Source organism: Paenibacillus sp. FSL M7-1414 (genome assembly GCF_038003195.1).
In the GTDB taxonomy this organism is placed as follows: domain Bacteria; phylum Bacillota; class Bacilli; order Paenibacillales; family Paenibacillaceae; genus Paenibacillus; species Paenibacillus amylolyticus.
The window spans coordinates 4,555,922-4,570,089 of the sequence record NZ_JBBOOS010000001.1 but is presented as its reverse complement, the minus strand read 5'-3'; the positions used below and the strand labels follow the sequence as shown (position 1 = coordinate 4,570,089).

At 45.0% G+C, this 14,168-nt stretch carries 15 protein-coding genes; 11 read left to right on the top strand and 4 right to left on the bottom strand.

Annotation, left to right across the window (positions count from 1 at the left end):
* Positions 1 to 54: 54 nt before the first annotated feature.
* Positions 55 to 927 carry a helix-turn-helix transcriptional regulator gene (locus tag MHH92_RS19880; RefSeq protein ID WP_036674928.1) on the bottom strand — a complete coding sequence of 291 codons (873 nt, stop codon included), beginning with the start codon at positions 925 to 927 and terminating at the stop codon, positions 55 to 57.
* Positions 928 to 1,659: 732 nt separating this feature from the next.
* On the opposite strand from MHH92_RS19880, the gene MHH92_RS19875 reads away from it, so the two are divergent.
* From MHH92_RS19875 to MHH92_RS19850, 6 genes are all read left to right on the top strand, one after another.
* Entirely contained in the window at positions 1,660 to 2,844 is a 1,185-nt protein-coding gene (locus MHH92_RS19875) for an LLM class flavin-dependent oxidoreductase (protein WP_100527640.1), read from the top strand.
* Between the two features lie 253 nt (positions 2,845 to 3,097).
* Entirely contained in the window at positions 3,098 to 4,372 is a 1,275-nt protein-coding gene (locus tag MHH92_RS19870; RefSeq protein ID WP_101313602.1) for an ABC transporter substrate-binding protein, read from the top strand.
* A gap of 3 nt (positions 4,373 to 4,375) precedes the next feature.
* A complete protein-coding gene (locus MHH92_RS19865; RefSeq protein WP_017687487.1) occupies positions 4,376 to 5,248 on the top strand; it encodes a carbohydrate ABC transporter permease in 873 nt (290 codons plus the stop codon).
* 49 nt (positions 5,249 to 5,297) lie between these two features.
* The gene (locus MHH92_RS19860; RefSeq protein ID WP_036674932.1) at positions 5,298 to 6,113 is read left to right on the top strand and encodes a carbohydrate ABC transporter permease; all 816 of its coding nucleotides are present in this window, start codon (positions 5,298 to 5,300) and stop codon (positions 6,111 to 6,113) included.
* A 113-nt stretch (positions 6,114 to 6,226) separates the two neighbouring features.
* Positions 6,227 to 7,444, top strand: coding sequence for an MFS transporter (locus MHH92_RS19855; RefSeq protein WP_339186573.1), 1,218 nt, complete (start codon positions 6,227 to 6,229; stop codon positions 7,442 to 7,444).
* Positions 7,445 to 7,723: 279 nt separating this feature from the next.
* Entirely contained in the window at positions 7,724 to 8,611 is an 888-nt protein-coding gene (locus MHH92_RS19850; RefSeq protein WP_340905818.1) for a cell wall hydrolase, read from the top strand.
* A gap of 158 nt (positions 8,612 to 8,769) precedes the next feature.
* On the opposite strand, the gene MHH92_RS19845 is transcribed toward MHH92_RS19850, so the two are convergent.
* Together MHH92_RS19845 and MHH92_RS19840 are read right to left on the bottom strand one after the other, a co-directional pair.
* Positions 8,770 to 9,414, bottom strand: a complete 645-nt coding sequence (locus MHH92_RS19845) for a hypothetical protein (protein ID WP_340905816.1) — start codon at positions 9,412 to 9,414, stop codon at positions 8,770 to 8,772.
* Positions 9,399 to 9,539: a hypothetical protein gene (locus MHH92_RS19840; protein WP_340905814.1), complete on the bottom strand. Its 141-nt coding sequence runs from the start codon at positions 9,537 to 9,539 to the stop codon at positions 9,399 to 9,401. The genes MHH92_RS19845 and MHH92_RS19840 overlap by 16 nt, the downstream gene beginning before the upstream one ends.
* A 335-nt stretch (positions 9,540 to 9,874) precedes the next feature.
* Here MHH92_RS19840 and MHH92_RS30635 point away from each other — a divergent pair, with 335 nt between their 5' ends.
* The 5 genes from MHH92_RS30635 (at position 9,875) to yaaA (ending at position 13,338) form a co-directional block, all read left to right on the top strand.
* Entirely contained in the window at positions 9,875 to 10,054 is a 180-nt protein-coding gene (locus MHH92_RS30635) for a hypothetical protein (protein WP_445744677.1), read from the top strand.
* A 306-nt stretch (positions 10,055 to 10,360) separates the two neighbouring features.
* Positions 10,361 to 10,792 carry a hypothetical protein gene (locus MHH92_RS19830; protein WP_340905810.1) on the top strand — a complete coding sequence of 144 codons (432 nt, stop codon included), beginning with the start codon at positions 10,361 to 10,363 and terminating at the stop codon, positions 10,790 to 10,792.
* Positions 10,793 to 11,356: 564 nt separating this feature from the next.
* Positions 11,357 to 11,515 carry a hypothetical protein gene (locus MHH92_RS19825; RefSeq protein WP_338587828.1) on the top strand — a complete coding sequence of 53 codons (159 nt, stop codon included), beginning with the start codon at positions 11,357 to 11,359 and terminating at the stop codon, positions 11,513 to 11,515.
* Positions 11,493 to 12,371, top strand: coding sequence for a prohibitin family protein (locus MHH92_RS19820; protein WP_083669817.1), 879 nt, complete (start codon positions 11,493 to 11,495; stop codon positions 12,369 to 12,371). The genes MHH92_RS19825 and MHH92_RS19820 overlap by 23 nt, the downstream gene beginning before the upstream one ends.
* Before the next feature lie 214 nt (positions 12,372 to 12,585).
* Complete coding sequence (yaaA, locus tag MHH92_RS19815; protein ID WP_340905805.1) at positions 12,586 to 13,338, top strand: peroxide stress protein YaaA; 753 nt, start codon at positions 12,586 to 12,588, stop codon at positions 13,336 to 13,338.
* 203 nt (positions 13,339 to 13,541) lie between these two features.
* Here the strand turns inward: yaaA and MHH92_RS19810 are convergent, their stop codons facing one another.
* Entirely contained in the window at positions 13,542 to 14,105 is a 564-nt protein-coding gene (locus tag MHH92_RS19810) for a DUF4879 domain-containing protein (RefSeq protein WP_036614488.1), read from the bottom strand.
* Positions 14,106 to 14,168 lie beyond the last annotated feature (63 nt).

Genomic DNA, 14,168 nt, shown 5'->3' with positions numbered 1-14,168 from the left:
CAAGGCGTGGTGCATGAGGCATGGAGTATAGGCTGAGGAGGGAAAGTCGCTCCCTCATTCTTTCGTGCTCTCCGCTGTGCGATAGCGATTGGGCGGCAGACCAACTTGCTTTTTGAACGCTTTAGAGAAGGAGAACAAGTCCGGGTAACCTACCGAATGAGCCACTTCAGTTAAGCTTAGCGGCGTCTGCACGAGTAGACGTTTGGCTTGGGTCATTTTCAATTGCTGGATATATTGCACAGGGGACAGACCATAGGCTTTGCGGAACTGTTTGGCAAAATGGGTTCGATCCACACCCGCATGAGCGGACACACCTTCCACGGAGATGCCGCCTGCAAAATGAATGTCCATGTATTCCTTGCCTTTCTGGAGCCAAGGTGTAGCTGAATCCGGTTGCAATCCTTTGGTTGCGGGGGAGCGGGCAATCCGGTCGAATAGAGTTAGAAACCGGGTGAGTCGTCCCAGATCACTCGCTCCGTCCTGCGGTTTGCGAACATCCTCCATGAATGAGCGCATGGCACTTGCAGTCTCCGGGGTAAGTACACCTGAACGGTATGGTGAGTCGGGTGTAAGTCCAATTCGGGAAAGCAGTTCGGCTGCATGTGCACCATCAAAGGCAATAAATATTTTCTGCAACGTATCCTCGGGGTCCGTCCAGTACTCATGGGTAACATGTGGAAACAGACAGAACGCATCCCTGGCACGAAGGGCGTGACGCTGTCCGTTCTGTATGAATGTACCTTCCCCCTCCAGCACAAATAGCAAATAATAATAAGGTGTAGTGCGCGGGCCAATATGATAGTTGGTCTTGGCTATATTACGGCCGATGCGGATCGGCCAGGCGCCACCAGCTTTCTCGAATTCAGATGGAGTGAAGAAAATAATATCCAAAAACTCATGGTGGTCCTCCTTCATGCTCTCGGTCATCAGGAACACCTCTTTATTGTATAAGTATCGTTTGTACATTCCAAAAGTTTCGCTTACAGATGTAGTTCAAAAAGTCCACTTTTGATTACGAATCATGCCTAGTGGCATTATCAACATCGAAGCTGAAATTCAGCCGAAATAAGCGGGAGGCTTACGAAGTAGGTTTCCTTTGGAAACATTGTGGTTGCTCACGTAGTTTTCCTACGCTCCGCTACTCCATTTCTAGCTTCATTCGATCTTCTCGGTACTGAAAACCAGACTTTTTGAACACGTATTTAAACCTATTATACAGGTGGGTTTTATATATATTCAAGATCAGGAAGACCTAAATCTGAGAAAAGACCACAAAATGACAAAATGAAATTACCGCGAAATGACATTGCTCACAGACAAATCAATTGTTATGATGTCCATACCTATTAAACCAAGTTAATTAATCGGCATTTGGATGTTTACTTTGAAAATGAATTAGAAATTAGGCACACTTTAAAAATCAATTTCAACCAGTGCAAACGTAGTGGAGGGGACGAAATCGATTCTGAAGAAACGTAGTGTTCACCTTTATCTCCGGATTTCCCCTTAGAAAAGGGGATCAAAAAATCTGGAGATAACAGTGATCGTAAGAACGATTCGTAACCGGAACGGCCAAGTTGCAGAACAGTGATCTTTTTTTTAACATGAGACTTTATTTATTCATAGAAGGGATTGACTTATGTGAGCGAACAGGAAGAAATGAAGTTTGGATGGTTTTTACCTACAGCAGGGGATGGTAAGTATGTAGGGGTTGCCCCGGAGCGGGAACCGAGTCTGGAGTATCTGGTCGATGTGGCACAGACGGCGGAGAAGGCAGGATTCGAATTTGTACTGATTCCGACAGGGGGAGCCTGTCTGGACGCGTGGGTGGTTGGCTCGGCTGTGATGAGTCACACGAAGACATTGCGTCCCCTTGTCGCCATTCGCCCGGGATTGGTTACACCTGTACTCGCTGCACGAATGGGAGCCGCACTGGATCAGCTCTCTGGTGGTCGCGCCATGATCAATGTGGTGACAGGCAGTTCTGTTCGCGATCTGGAGGAACTCGGCGATCCATTGGCACATGCGCATGATGAACGGTATGTGCGGGCGAGCGAGTATATGGAAGTCATGAAGCGTTCATGGACCCAATCGACGGGACTGAATCTGACGGAGTTTGCAGGAAGTGGTTCAAAATCTGGCGCAGATGCACCCAGTGATCCCAATCCTGAATTCAACGGCCAGTATTATAATTTCAAAGGACCGGTAGGCATGCCGGAGACGGTGCAAAATCCACATCCACCATTTTATCTGGGAGGAAGTTCTCCGATAGCGAAGAAGGTCGCCGTAGAACATGCGGATACGTTCCTCATGTGGGGTGAGCCTCATGACTGGATTCAGGAGCAGATTGAAGAGATTGAGGTCATCCGACAGCAGGTGAAAGAGGAGACCGGACAAGATCGTCAGCTCCGTTACGGCATGCGTGCTCAGGTACTCATTCGGGATACCGAGGAAGAAGCATGGGCAGCAGCTTGGGAGATTATTAGCAAAGTACCACCAGAAGCGATTGAGAAAGCCAAAGCCGCTTTTGCAGAGACGGATGCAACCAACCAACGCAGACAGAACGAGCTACGGGAGCTGTCCGAGAAGCAACAGTTTGTTGTAGGTCCTAACCTGTGGACAGGCTTGTCCGTTGTGCGTTCCGGCGGTGCGATCCTCATTGTAGGTACAGCCGAACAGGTCGCAGAGCGTTTGATGGAATATGGAGATCTCGGCGTTACGACTTTCATTCTGTCCGGTTACCCGCATCTGGAAGAGGCCGAAATTTTCGGCCGGACTGTGATGCCGATCATTCGCGAGAAATGGAAAACAAGACAGAAACAGCATCAAGTTACTACTAACTAAGTAAGTTTAACTAATCTTTTTATACGAAAACGGAGAGGACAGAACCGATCTGAAGAAGCGAAGCTAAAAGCTTTCTGAAAGAAAGCTACTTCGTAAGCATCATCTTGCCTTTATCCAAGGATTTTAACCATTGAGAAAAATGATTCAAAAAATCCGGGGATAACAGCGATCGGAAGATGGTACTGCACTCGGAGTGCCCCGTGTAAAAACTTTCGTGCAACTTACATTAATCATCCTCAGGAGGTCGTCTTTCATGAAAAAAAATAAAAAATTGATCCTGCCGCTTGTCAGTATGCTGGTGATGTCCATCCTGCTTTCAGCTTGCGGCGGCGGGGATAACGCGTCATCTGGAGAGAACGGCTCCTCGGGTTCAGGTAAAGTTACGATCAGCTTCATGCACTGGCGTGGAGAAGATTCCGAAGCACTCAACAAGACTATTGACGCATTTGAAAAAGAAAACCCGAACATCAACGTGGAGATGCAGACACTGCCCTCCGATCAATACCAATCCACCGTACAATCCAAAATCAGTGACGGTTCGGTAGGAGATGTATTTGCCTCCTTCCCAGGTGCACAGTTCGAAGCTTTCACCAAAGCCGGCTTGTTCACGGATCTGACCGGATCATCGTTTCTGTCGGCCTACAATTCAAAGCTGATTGAATCAGGACAGCACGATGGCAAGCAATATGCGATTCCGTATCAACTCGTATATAACGATCCAATCTATAACGTAAAACTGTTTGAACAATACGGCTTGACGCCACCAACCGATTGGGAAGGCTTCCTGGCACTTTGCCAGAAGCTGAAAGACAATGGTATCATTCCGATTGCCTTTGCCGGAGCGGACATTGGCCCAGGGCAATTCATGAATACGATGGTGATGAACAATGCACCGAGTGACGACATTTTTACCAAAGTAGAAGCTGGCGAAGCCAAACTGACGGATGAGTTTTGGGTGAAAACATTGACTCAAATCAAGGAACTGAACGATAAAGGTTACTTCCAACAGGATGCACTGGGTACGAAAGACCCTGCGGCGGGCGCACTGTTTATCCAAGAGAAAGCAGCGATGCTGGCAAGTGGATCATATCAATTGGCACAGAACAAGCAGCAGAATCCTAATCTGGAGCAAAAACTGCTTGCACCGATTACAGTAAGTGCAGATCAAGCGAAGTATGAAGGAGTGCATACTACTACGTTCATGCTCGCGGTGAACAGCAAGTCAAAACATCCGGAAGAAGCGAAGAAGTTCCTCGAATTCCTTAGCAAACCCGATGTAGCGAGTGACTATGCCAACCAAACGGGACAAAATGTAACGGTGAATGATGTGAAGTACGATACGCCTGAGCTTCAGGTAGCCGGAGAATGGGCAACCAAAAAGACCGTGTTCCAGCCACGGTTCACCATCCTGAACGGAGATAATCAAAAAGCAGTAACCAACTCCATTCAGGCTGTACTGAGCGGCACTTCTCCAGAAGAAGCAGCACAGCAGGCACAAGCGATCATTGATCAGCATATCGGGAAATAAACGATGAAAAACCGTCTTCAGCTATCCCTGTTTCTGATCCCCGGGTTGCTGCTGTACGTTGGATTGTTCGTATTTCCTACATTGACGGGGCTGTTCTACTCCTTTACGGATTGGGACGGGGTATCCCCGTCGTATGCATTTGTAGGGCTGGATAATTACAAGGACAGTCTCAGCAGCATCGTATTCCGCAAAGCTTTTGGCAACAACGTGGAGTTCATGTTAACGGTTGTTATTGCACAAACCTTTATTTCACTTGTCCTGGCCCTGCTCTTGGTACGCAATACCAAGACACGAATTGTGCTTCGGGCACTGTATTTCCTGCCTGCGATTCTGTCCTCCGTATCGGTTGGGCTGATCTGGGCATTTATGTATGATCCATCCATTGGATTGATCAACTATGGACTGAATGAGGCCGGGATGAGCAGCATCGCTCGCAACTGGATTGGTGATCCCAAGATCGCCATCTATTCCATCGCTGCGGTGCAAGTCTGGGCCCATGCTGGTCAGATGATGATTGTATTTATCGCAGGTCTGCAAGGGATTCCGGCAGAACTGTATGAAGCGGCTCGTATGGATGGCGGTAGTAAATGGCAGGTATTCCGTACCGTGACCTGGCCGCTGCTGGCACCTTCGGCAACGATTGTTGTGGCTTATACGACCATTCAGTCGTTCAAGGCATTTGACCTCATTTTCACAATGACGGACGGAGGCCCGAACTATGCAACTGAAATTTTGACAACATATATCTATCATACCGCCTTTGGCAGCTATTCATTTGGTCTGGCTTCTGCCGGTTCCATGATCTTCCTGGTGTTGCTCGCGCTCTTGACGCTGTTGCAGTTCAAGGCGCTACGAGCTGACCGGGTAAGCTATTGAGGTTAATGCTGGATCATTCATCCTGCAACCGAGGCAGAAGGGAGTTCACATGTTTTTAAAATGGTTCAATCGCCTGATCCTATTAGTGTACGCGCTGCTGATTCTGGTGCCGCTGTACTTTGTATTTGTATCTTCGTTCAAAACAAGCAGCAACTTCTTCACCAGTCCATTCAGCTGGCCGGACCCGTTTACATGGGATAACATCACCGGCATGTTCCGCAATCAGCCGATGTGGCAATATTTCGGAAACAGTCTGGTCGTGACGCTTGGTACGGTTGCAATTGAGTTGTTGCTGAGTAGCATGATTGCTTACGCCATTGTCCGCTGGGGCGGCAGTGTAGGAAAAATCGTGTTTGCTCTGTTCGTAGCAGGGTTGATCGTTCCTTCCCAGGTGAGTATGCTGCCGATCTATTCCCTTACGCGTACCCTCGGCTGGTCGGACAGTCTCACGGGATTGATTGTGGTCTCTGCCGCGATGCTGATGCCTGTCTCTGTATTTATGCTGACAGGTTTCATGCGCATGCTCAATTCGGAGATTCTGGAAGCGGGCAGTATGGATGGAGCAAGCGAATGGAGACTTTATACGCGAATTGCACTGCCACTGGCTGCACCTTCGCTGGCGGCAACGGCTACGTTCCTGCTCGTCATGGTATGGAATGACTTGCTTATTCCGATGCTGATGCTCAGCAGTAAGTCCAAGCTCACTTTACCTCTCGCGCTTATGCAGTTCCGCGGGGAATACGTGACGAACTATCCGATGATGCTTACAGGTGTGCTGGTAACGGCCATTCCGATGATCGCGTTGTTCCTTCTACTCCAGCGTTACTTTGTAGCAGGTCTGACAGCGGGTTCACTCAAGGGGTGAGGTATCGCAGGAATCGGAGGGAAAAGCTTATTTTGCATTGATTTCTGGAGCATTCTGCATAATAATGATTTAGTGTCAGAATGACTACATAGAGATCAAGGGAGCTATAAGTGATGAGCAAACTGGAAGTATTGCGGAATCCCAAGCAGCGCAAGCTGCTGTTCAGTGCCGGCATGAGTTGGCTGTTTGATGCGATGGAAGTTGGTATGATCTCCTTTATCGTGGCTGCACTCGCCAAGGAATGGAGTCTCAGTCCGGGACAAGTTGGCGTGCTTACGAGTATTAACTCGATCGGTATGGCGCTCGGTGCTTTGCTTGCAGGTGCACTTGCGGACCGTTTTGGACGGAAGGCCATTCTGATGTGGACCTTGTTAATCTTTACGATTGCAAGCGGTCTGTCTGCACTGGCGACTGGATTTGCCGTATTGTGTGCACTGCGTCTGGTTGCAGGTATTGGACTTGGCGGAGAGCTGCCCGTGGCATCTACACTGGTATCGGAGTCGATGCCAACAGCGGAACGGGGACGTGCCGTTGTATTATTGGAAAGTTTCTGGGCAGGGGGCTGGATTGTATCAGCACTCATTGCCAACTTTGTTATCCCGGAGTACGGATGGAGAATTGCCTTTGCCATTGGTGCGCTTCCGGCGTTCTATGCACTGTATCTGCGTCGTGCCATTCAGGACCCGCCACGGTACAAGAATCATACCAAGCTTCATAAAATCACGTTCCGCGAAAAAGTGGCTACCGTCTGGTCAGCACCACATCGCCGTACAACGTTGATGCTCTGGATTTTGTGGTTTACCGTCATTTTCTCTTATTATGGTATGTTCCTGTGGCTGCCTTCGGTTGTAATGGCAAAAGGATTCACGTTGGTTAAAAGCTTCCAATACGTGCTGATCATGACGATCGCACAGTTGCCAGGTTACTTCACCGCGGCGTACTTCATTGAACGTTACGGGCGCAAGTTCGTACTGGTTGTGTACCTTACCTTGACTGCATTCAGTGCGATTGCGTTTGGATTGGCTACAACGGAAGCCACGATCCTGACCGCAGGAATCTGTCTTTCCTTCTTCAATCTGGGAGCTTGGGGTGGTCTGTACGCCTACAGCCCGGAATTGTATCCGACTTCCGTTCGTTCGACAGGTGTTGGACTTGCCACATCGGTTGGCCGAATCGGTGGGGTGATTGCTCCATTAATGGTCGGCATGCTTGTTCAGCGTGAAGTGGCAATCAGCCTGATTTTCACGATTTTCTTCGTGACAATCCTCATTGGCGCAGCGGCTGTACTGTTCTGGGGCCGGGAAACGAAGGGTCAGGAACTTGCTGAGTAATTGTCAATAAATACAACGCAACTTTTGTACGGGTCTGCCTGCCTACGGAAATAACGGGTTGGACAAGCGGTATATGGTTGATACAAGAAGGGGCATGACCATGGTGTGACCATGGGCTCATGCCTCTTTTTGTTATGTTCAGCATCGGTTTTTTCACTGCGTCATCAGTCCGATAGACTTCATTTTTTCTATATCCTATAATGACACTCGGGATGTCCAACCGTGAGGATTCAGGAGAAAGATGTGGGATCTGGATTCAGAAAAGTGGAGGTTAATGGAATGATGAAGAACAATATTGGAATGGATCAACCGAATGAAATGAATGAAAAGAATATGATAATTGAATTAGATAGCGTGAGTGAGATGAAAGAGATGAAGGTGGTTAGCCATATGAACAGTAATGAACGCACTACAGTTGATAGCACGAATGAGGGGTTAGATCTGTTAACGATTGCTGACAACATGGAGCCTATCACTGTCAGTCGGAAAGTCACTCATGGGAAGGGGAACACGGCTGGCAAAAGAGCAGGGCGGGTCAGTATGCTTCTCGGTGCCTGCGCATTGACTCTGGGCTTGACCGTGGCAGCTCCTTCTGCGGGAGCACAGAAGCTGGAACAGGGCGTTCGTAGCGAGCATGTGCTGCAATTGCAGGAGCAATTAAGCGATCTGGGCTACTTCGATGCTGGAATGACTGGATATTACGGTACCATCACCAAAGGTGCTGTCCGCAAGTTCCAGCAGGCGCAGGGACTGAGTGCAGACGGCGTTGCAGGTCCAGCGACGCTGAATAGGCTGAACAAAAAGGCCAAAGCCGAGGGCGAGACGCTGCGCCAGTTGGCGAAGCTGATCCACGGTGAAGCGCGCGGGGAGTCTTTTGAAGGGCAAGTCGCTGTAGGAGCGGTTGTGTTGAATCGGGTACATTCGAGTGAATTCCCGTCGTCTATTTCGAAGGTTATTTTTCAGAAAGGGCAATTCACGGCTATAGATGATGGGCAGTTTAATACCAAGCCAACCCAGACCTCTTACAGAGCTGCTCGCAAGGCATTGAATGGGGCTGATCCGACGAACGGAGCACTGTATTATTACAATCCGAAGATTGCCACTTCGGTGTGGAGTAAGAGCAGGCCGACACTGCTGACCATTGGGCAGCATGATTTTACGAGATAAAGATAGTTTGAGTTTATAGATAGAACAAATGTATTTTCTTAATACAACAAGGAACCCCGGCTGTATGCTGCTCATCTGCAGGTACATGGCCGGGGTTTAATAATTATTATATCGTGGAAAAATGGTATCTTAAAATTGAAGCAAATATAAGTTTAATATTACTTCTGGAACGTGAAAGGGATATTTAATGAAGTAGGCTCTACAATGGTTTCTCCAGTGTCATAGTCATAGATTCTATTGAAAACCAATTCAATGGATTCCAGCTGGCCGGGGTCATCTGTATATACTAAACCATAGCCCATGTTATCTATGACTACGCCGTCATATTGATGATAAACATAGGGTTTTCTCATAAAATTACGATCTGCTGAGATAGGTTTACCTGTGTTTGGATGGATGGAATTCAAACCGTAAAATCCGATATTTTGATCCGTTGTATTTTCCACACTGTAGATGATTTTGATATAAGTTATATCAGGACCGATATCTTCTTGATTCAGAATAGAAATGTTTTTACGGGTATCATCTGGAATATCACTAACCTCTAATAATTGAGCATCCATCATATGAATAGTTAAAGGCCCTAATTCAATACTTTGCTTCAGAGGGACAGTTTTTAACAATTTTAATTGTCCGCCGTAATCAAATGTACCTGTATCTCCGGATTTGGATAGAAGTGGTGGTAGTGCGCTTTCCAAAAGCTTGTCCTGAAGAATTTTAGCGGCCTGCTCAAATTGATTATAGTCTGGTTTAAGTCCTTTGTATGTTAGTTCAGAACGGAAAGGCTTTAAACCGGATTCCAAGACAAGTTCAGAATAAGCAGGGTGAGGCTGTAACGGATGAATTCCAGTTGTGTAGATGTGGCATCAGTGGAGCTGTCTGAACCGCCCAAAAGTGCGAGAGCGAGCAGTAGTTGAACAATAAACATAAGAAGCGACACCCTTTCTCTTAGACCCTATTAATTTAAATGCATTTTATTTATAATCATAACAAAACAGATCATGGTGACTCATGAGAATATCGACCCAACTTCAGGTAATAACATATTGACAAGTTTTGATCTGATCTAGTAGCAAGGGCCTATTCCAAATAAGCGGGTTCAATCAGTTTGGTGAATTTCGGATCATTAGAATATAAATTAAAGTTAGGGTGAGTAAAATGAAGTTGCTAAAGACCTCATTAGTTATAATGGTAGTAGTGGTCATTGCTTCTTTTTCATGGTATGGCTCTTATAAGAGTGACATGAAGAAGCTGGAGGATGAATTGAGAACATATTTAACCGCCGAGAAAGGAATAGATGGGAATACGATTATAAGCATCACCGCTCGTCGCAGCAAAATGCCGATGTATCCTGTTGTCGTCAAATTCAAGGACAATCCCCAGGAATATATCTACAACTATACAGATGAATGGATTCAGCTGATGCCTGATCCGAATGAATAAAGCAATCATACTTACTAAGACAAAAGAAGATATTATGCTTCACCATTGGATTCGCCTGTCCAATCCTGAACAATGGATAACGACAAAAAAAACGGAGATTAAGGATGGATTAGCACGATGAGAATTATCATATCACCAGCTAAAAAGATGAAGATCGACACCGATCTTATGGCTATCGCGCAGATGCCGCAGTTTATAAATTACTTGTATTCAAACACGAAAATACCTCAGCAGATCAAAGATTGGCTAACTAAAAAAGGGATTGGATTCAAGGAATTTTTAGATTAAAGATAAGGGGGATTTTGCATGACTGTTTCAATATCCATTGAAATAAGTTTATCAAAGCAAATCTCAAGAATGACTATTCTTCGCAAACTCGAAGATTTCGGTTGGTCTTATAACGATCAAGGAAAAGTAACTTATCTACCAATTGGAGACGATGATAACTTTAATTGGCAGTGTGAATCAATTCCTCTAGAGGAGTTACTAAAGATTTTAGTCATAAAGGATAATCAAAGAGAATTAATTGGAGTGGCAATGACTTGGAAAGATACTGATGTAGGGGGAACATTTTTAATTGAAGAGAATGGTACCATACTTATGAGTCCTGATATCAATCGAAAAGTCCTTGATGTAGAAAGTTATAACAAAATAACTGACGTAAATTGGTATGTAACTAAACTAATACCTGTATTTGGTCAATTATTTGAGTCTATTTCTTATAATGAACATGTATAATTTCCTACGCTTAAACCTTGGGGCAATGTCCTTAAGGTTTTTTCTTTTTGGCCGATAGAATTGAAGTTTCTAAAAGGATCACTGATTGTACTTATATTAGTTGTCATAGCTTCTTTCACATGGTACGGCTCATATAAAAAGGATATGAAGGAGCTTGAAGATGGTTTAAGAAACGTATTTAATCGTTGAAAAGAGTATGGATGAAGATGATATCATTAGCATCGCTGCTCGTCGCAGTAAAATGTCACAGTATCCTGTAGTCGTCAAATTAAAGGACAATCCACAGGAAGTTGTATACACCTACAGAGAAAAGCAATGGGTGCAACTATGGCCTAATCAATCAATAATACGCCGATGAATTGATGATCACTTTCTTGATAGGAATAACTGGTTACTGGACGCCCATTCATCCACCTTTCTCTTCTCTACTTTACCTAATAGTAGTTCAAGCGCGGAATATCCTTGAAACCTAATACGAATTTACAAAGTATATATAAAGGAGGATATAATTAGTTACCATTTATAAATTTGTACTCGGTTACATCCATAGAGGGGAGGACAAATATGCCATTTATTGGGGGAATCATTTTAATTTTTATCCTAGCATTTATTCTATGGGCATTAATGTTCCCGCTATTCAATAAAATAGGTAGTAGAATTTTGAAGAAATACAATAAATTCAAACAAGAGGAGAATGGTGATGAAAAATTCAAAGACGTTTAGGGTAGGGGCAATTGCGGTTGCATTAGTTATTATAGTGGGAGTGCTAATGGTGACCTTCTTTTTAACACGAATTCCTAATGGATATGTTGGTGTCGTTTATTCACCAAATGGAGGCGTAAAAGATAGCACACTGAGTCAAGGGTGGAAACTCGTTGGAGCGTTTGATAAAGTGACGAAATATCCGATCCGAATTCAAACGGTGGAATACAGAGATATTCAGATTGCTACTTCTGACGGGAAAAACATCACAATCGATTTTGCTTACAACTACCAAGTAGAACCAAGTAAAGTATCTTCTATCTTTAATACATTTGGGCCAATTAGCATTCAAGAAATTGAGGATACATATCTCAAAACACGTTTCCGTGACGCAGCTCGTAAGGGTATTTCTAAATTTACAGTCATTGATGTGTATGGTGAAAAGTCATCCGAAGCAGGAGTAGACGTGCAACAACGTTTTTCTGATGACGTTAAAGAGTTAGGCTTTATTGTATCCAACGTTACCGTAGGTGTTCCTCAACCTGACGCCAAGACTCAGGAAGCAATCGATAAGCGTGTCGAAGCTTCTCAAGAACTTGAACGTAAAACGACTGAACTTGAGATCGCCAAGAAAGAAGCAGATCGTAAGCGCGTGGAAGCGCAAGGTAATGCAGACAAACTATTGATCGAAGCAGAAGGTCAGGCTAAAGCAAATAAAGAGCTTCAACAATCATTATCGAGTCAACTCGTTGAATATGAAACCATCAAGAAATGGGATGGAGCCCTTCCATATGTAAGTGGGTCAAATACGCCAATGATTCAATTGCCGACTACAAAAACTGAGCAAAATAGCGGCGGGGGGAGCGTATCTCCCTAATAGCGGTTTGAAATGCATCCCTTGCTTTCTCACCAATTGAATGTGTTGAATTCTAATGAACAAGCCGGTCCAATCGTGGGCTGACTTGTTCATTTTGAGTCTTTTCAGAGGTACTATGAGGGATTTAGTTAAACCATAGCATTGGATTCGTCTGTCCAATCCTGTACAATGGATAACGACAAAAACAACGGTAGATTAAGGATGGATCAGCACGATGAGAATTATCATATCACCAGCTAAAAAGATGAAGATTGATACCGATCTTATGGCTATCGCACAGATACCGCAGTTTATAAACGAGTCAGAACAGCTATTGAGTCTGCTTCAAAAGTTATCCTATGACGAACTCAAAGCGATGTGGAAGTGTAACGATGCAATCGCCGAACAGAACGTGGAGCGGATTCAGAATATGAATATAAAAGCAAATCTGACACCAGCAATCTATGCCTATGAGGGCATTCAGTATCAGTATATGGCTCCAGGTGTTTTTCAAAATGAGGAACTGGCGTATCTTCAGCAGCATTTACGCATATTATCCGGTTTTTATGGCATGTTACGGCCTTTGGAGGGGGTTACCCCTTATCGGTTGGAGATGCAGGGCAAGTTGCAAGGTCCAGGCTTCAAATCGCTCTATCAATTCTGGGGTAGCAAACTCGCAGATCAGCTTCAATCAGAAAGCAACTACATCCTAAATCTGGCTTCCAAAGAGTATAGCAAAAATATTTTGCCTTTTCTGAGTGAGGAAACCCGGTTCATTACATGTGTATTCGGACAAATGGTCAATGGGAAGCTTGTTGAAAAGGCAACCTGGGCCAAGATGGCCAGAGGTGAGATGGTACGGTACCTGGCAGAGCGTAAGATTACAGATGTGGAAGATGTAAGAAACTTTGATCGGTTGAATTTCGCTTTTTCAGAAGAAAGATCCGACGAGAGTACTTATGTATTCATACAAGCAGAGGGCAAGTAGCCTGCTGTGCAACGGTGGGTTCCTATACAAAGTCGGCCCTTTAAGGTCACAATGAGAAAAGACGCAGGGGATGTATATCCCTGCGCCTGATCAAGAATTAAATCCATGTCCAAAGCTGATGAGCTTTTGGGCTTATTTCCCGTATTCCTCAGGATAGAACCAGGATAGCCAATTCCTCCAATATTCATATTACATCCTTCCTGTTAACGAACATTAATCCAAGCGGTCCACTGTGTTGGAATATTAATGGAATAGACCGTTCCTACAAATTGTCCGCCTGTAGTAGGCGCTTCATAAACCCAAGAATAGGCCCAAGCATCTACGACACGGTCACCGTCCAGATCAATAGCTTCAGACCAGTTGTTAGTCATTGTATTGCCGGCGAGTGTGCCGTAGTGACTGCTGTCATAACCGATCTGGAAAGTAATACACTGAATCCAAGCCCCACCATGATCATTGGTCGTGGAGAGCGGGTTGTTATTGAAGCCGTAAATTTCTTGGCCGCCATTCGGAGATACGACACCATATACATTAATGTGAGATACTTTCGGAGCAGGCGCAAACAGAACTGGACCACCCGCATTATCTGCCTTCTGCGATTCAAATTCAGCCTTAGCCGCTTTCACAGCTTCACGGAATTCTTTGGAATTAATAATTTCTTCCTTTGTCATAGGTTTGGCTTGAGTCACATCACCGTCTGCATAGGCAGCTACATTAAATGAAAGCATTAGAACAAGAATAAGAGCTAAACTAATCAATTTTCTCATAGCAATAAATTCCACCTTTCTTGATATGGGTATTCTTTTACAAAAACATGCGGTTACGACAAA

Bases quoted from the DNA above. Each gene is read 5' to 3' on its own strand.
- MHH92_RS19880 (WP_036674928.1), bottom strand. From the start codon at position 927: ATGACCGAGAGCATGAAGGAGGACCACCATGAGTTTTTGGATATTATT.
- MHH92_RS19875 (WP_100527640.1), top strand. From the start codon at position 1,660: ATGAAGTTTGGATGGTTTTTACCTACAGCAGGGGATGGTAAGTATGTA.
- MHH92_RS19870 (WP_101313602.1), top strand. From the start codon at position 3,098: ATGAAAAAAAATAAAAAATTGATCCTGCCGCTTGTCAGTATGCTGGTG.
- MHH92_RS19865 (WP_017687487.1), top strand. From the start codon at position 4,376: ATGAAAAACCGTCTTCAGCTATCCCTGTTTCTGATCCCCGGGTTGCTG.
- MHH92_RS19860 (WP_036674932.1), top strand. From the start codon at position 5,298: ATGTTTTTAAAATGGTTCAATCGCCTGATCCTATTAGTGTACGCGCTG.
- MHH92_RS19855 (WP_339186573.1), top strand. From the start codon at position 6,227: ATGAGCAAACTGGAAGTATTGCGGAATCCCAAGCAGCGCAAGCTGCTG.
- MHH92_RS19850 (WP_340905818.1), top strand. From the start codon at position 7,724: ATGATGAAGAACAATATTGGAATGGATCAACCGAATGAAATGAATGAA.
- MHH92_RS19840 (WP_340905814.1), bottom strand. From the start codon at position 9,539: ATGTTTATTGTTCAACTACTGCTCGCTCTCGCACTTTTGGGCGGTTCA.
- MHH92_RS19830 (WP_340905810.1), top strand. From the start codon at position 10,361: ATGACTGTTTCAATATCCATTGAAATAAGTTTATCAAAGCAAATCTCA.
- MHH92_RS19825 (WP_338587828.1), top strand. From the start codon at position 11,357: ATGCCATTTATTGGGGGAATCATTTTAATTTTTATCCTAGCATTTATT.
- MHH92_RS19820 (WP_083669817.1), top strand. From the start codon at position 11,493: ATGAAAAATTCAAAGACGTTTAGGGTAGGGGCAATTGCGGTTGCATTA.
- yaaA (WP_340905805.1), top strand. From the start codon at position 12,586: ATGAGAATTATCATATCACCAGCTAAAAAGATGAAGATTGATACCGAT.
- MHH92_RS19810 (WP_036614488.1), bottom strand. From the start codon at position 14,105: ATGAGAAAATTGATTAGTTTAGCTCTTATTCTTGTTCTAATGCTTTCA.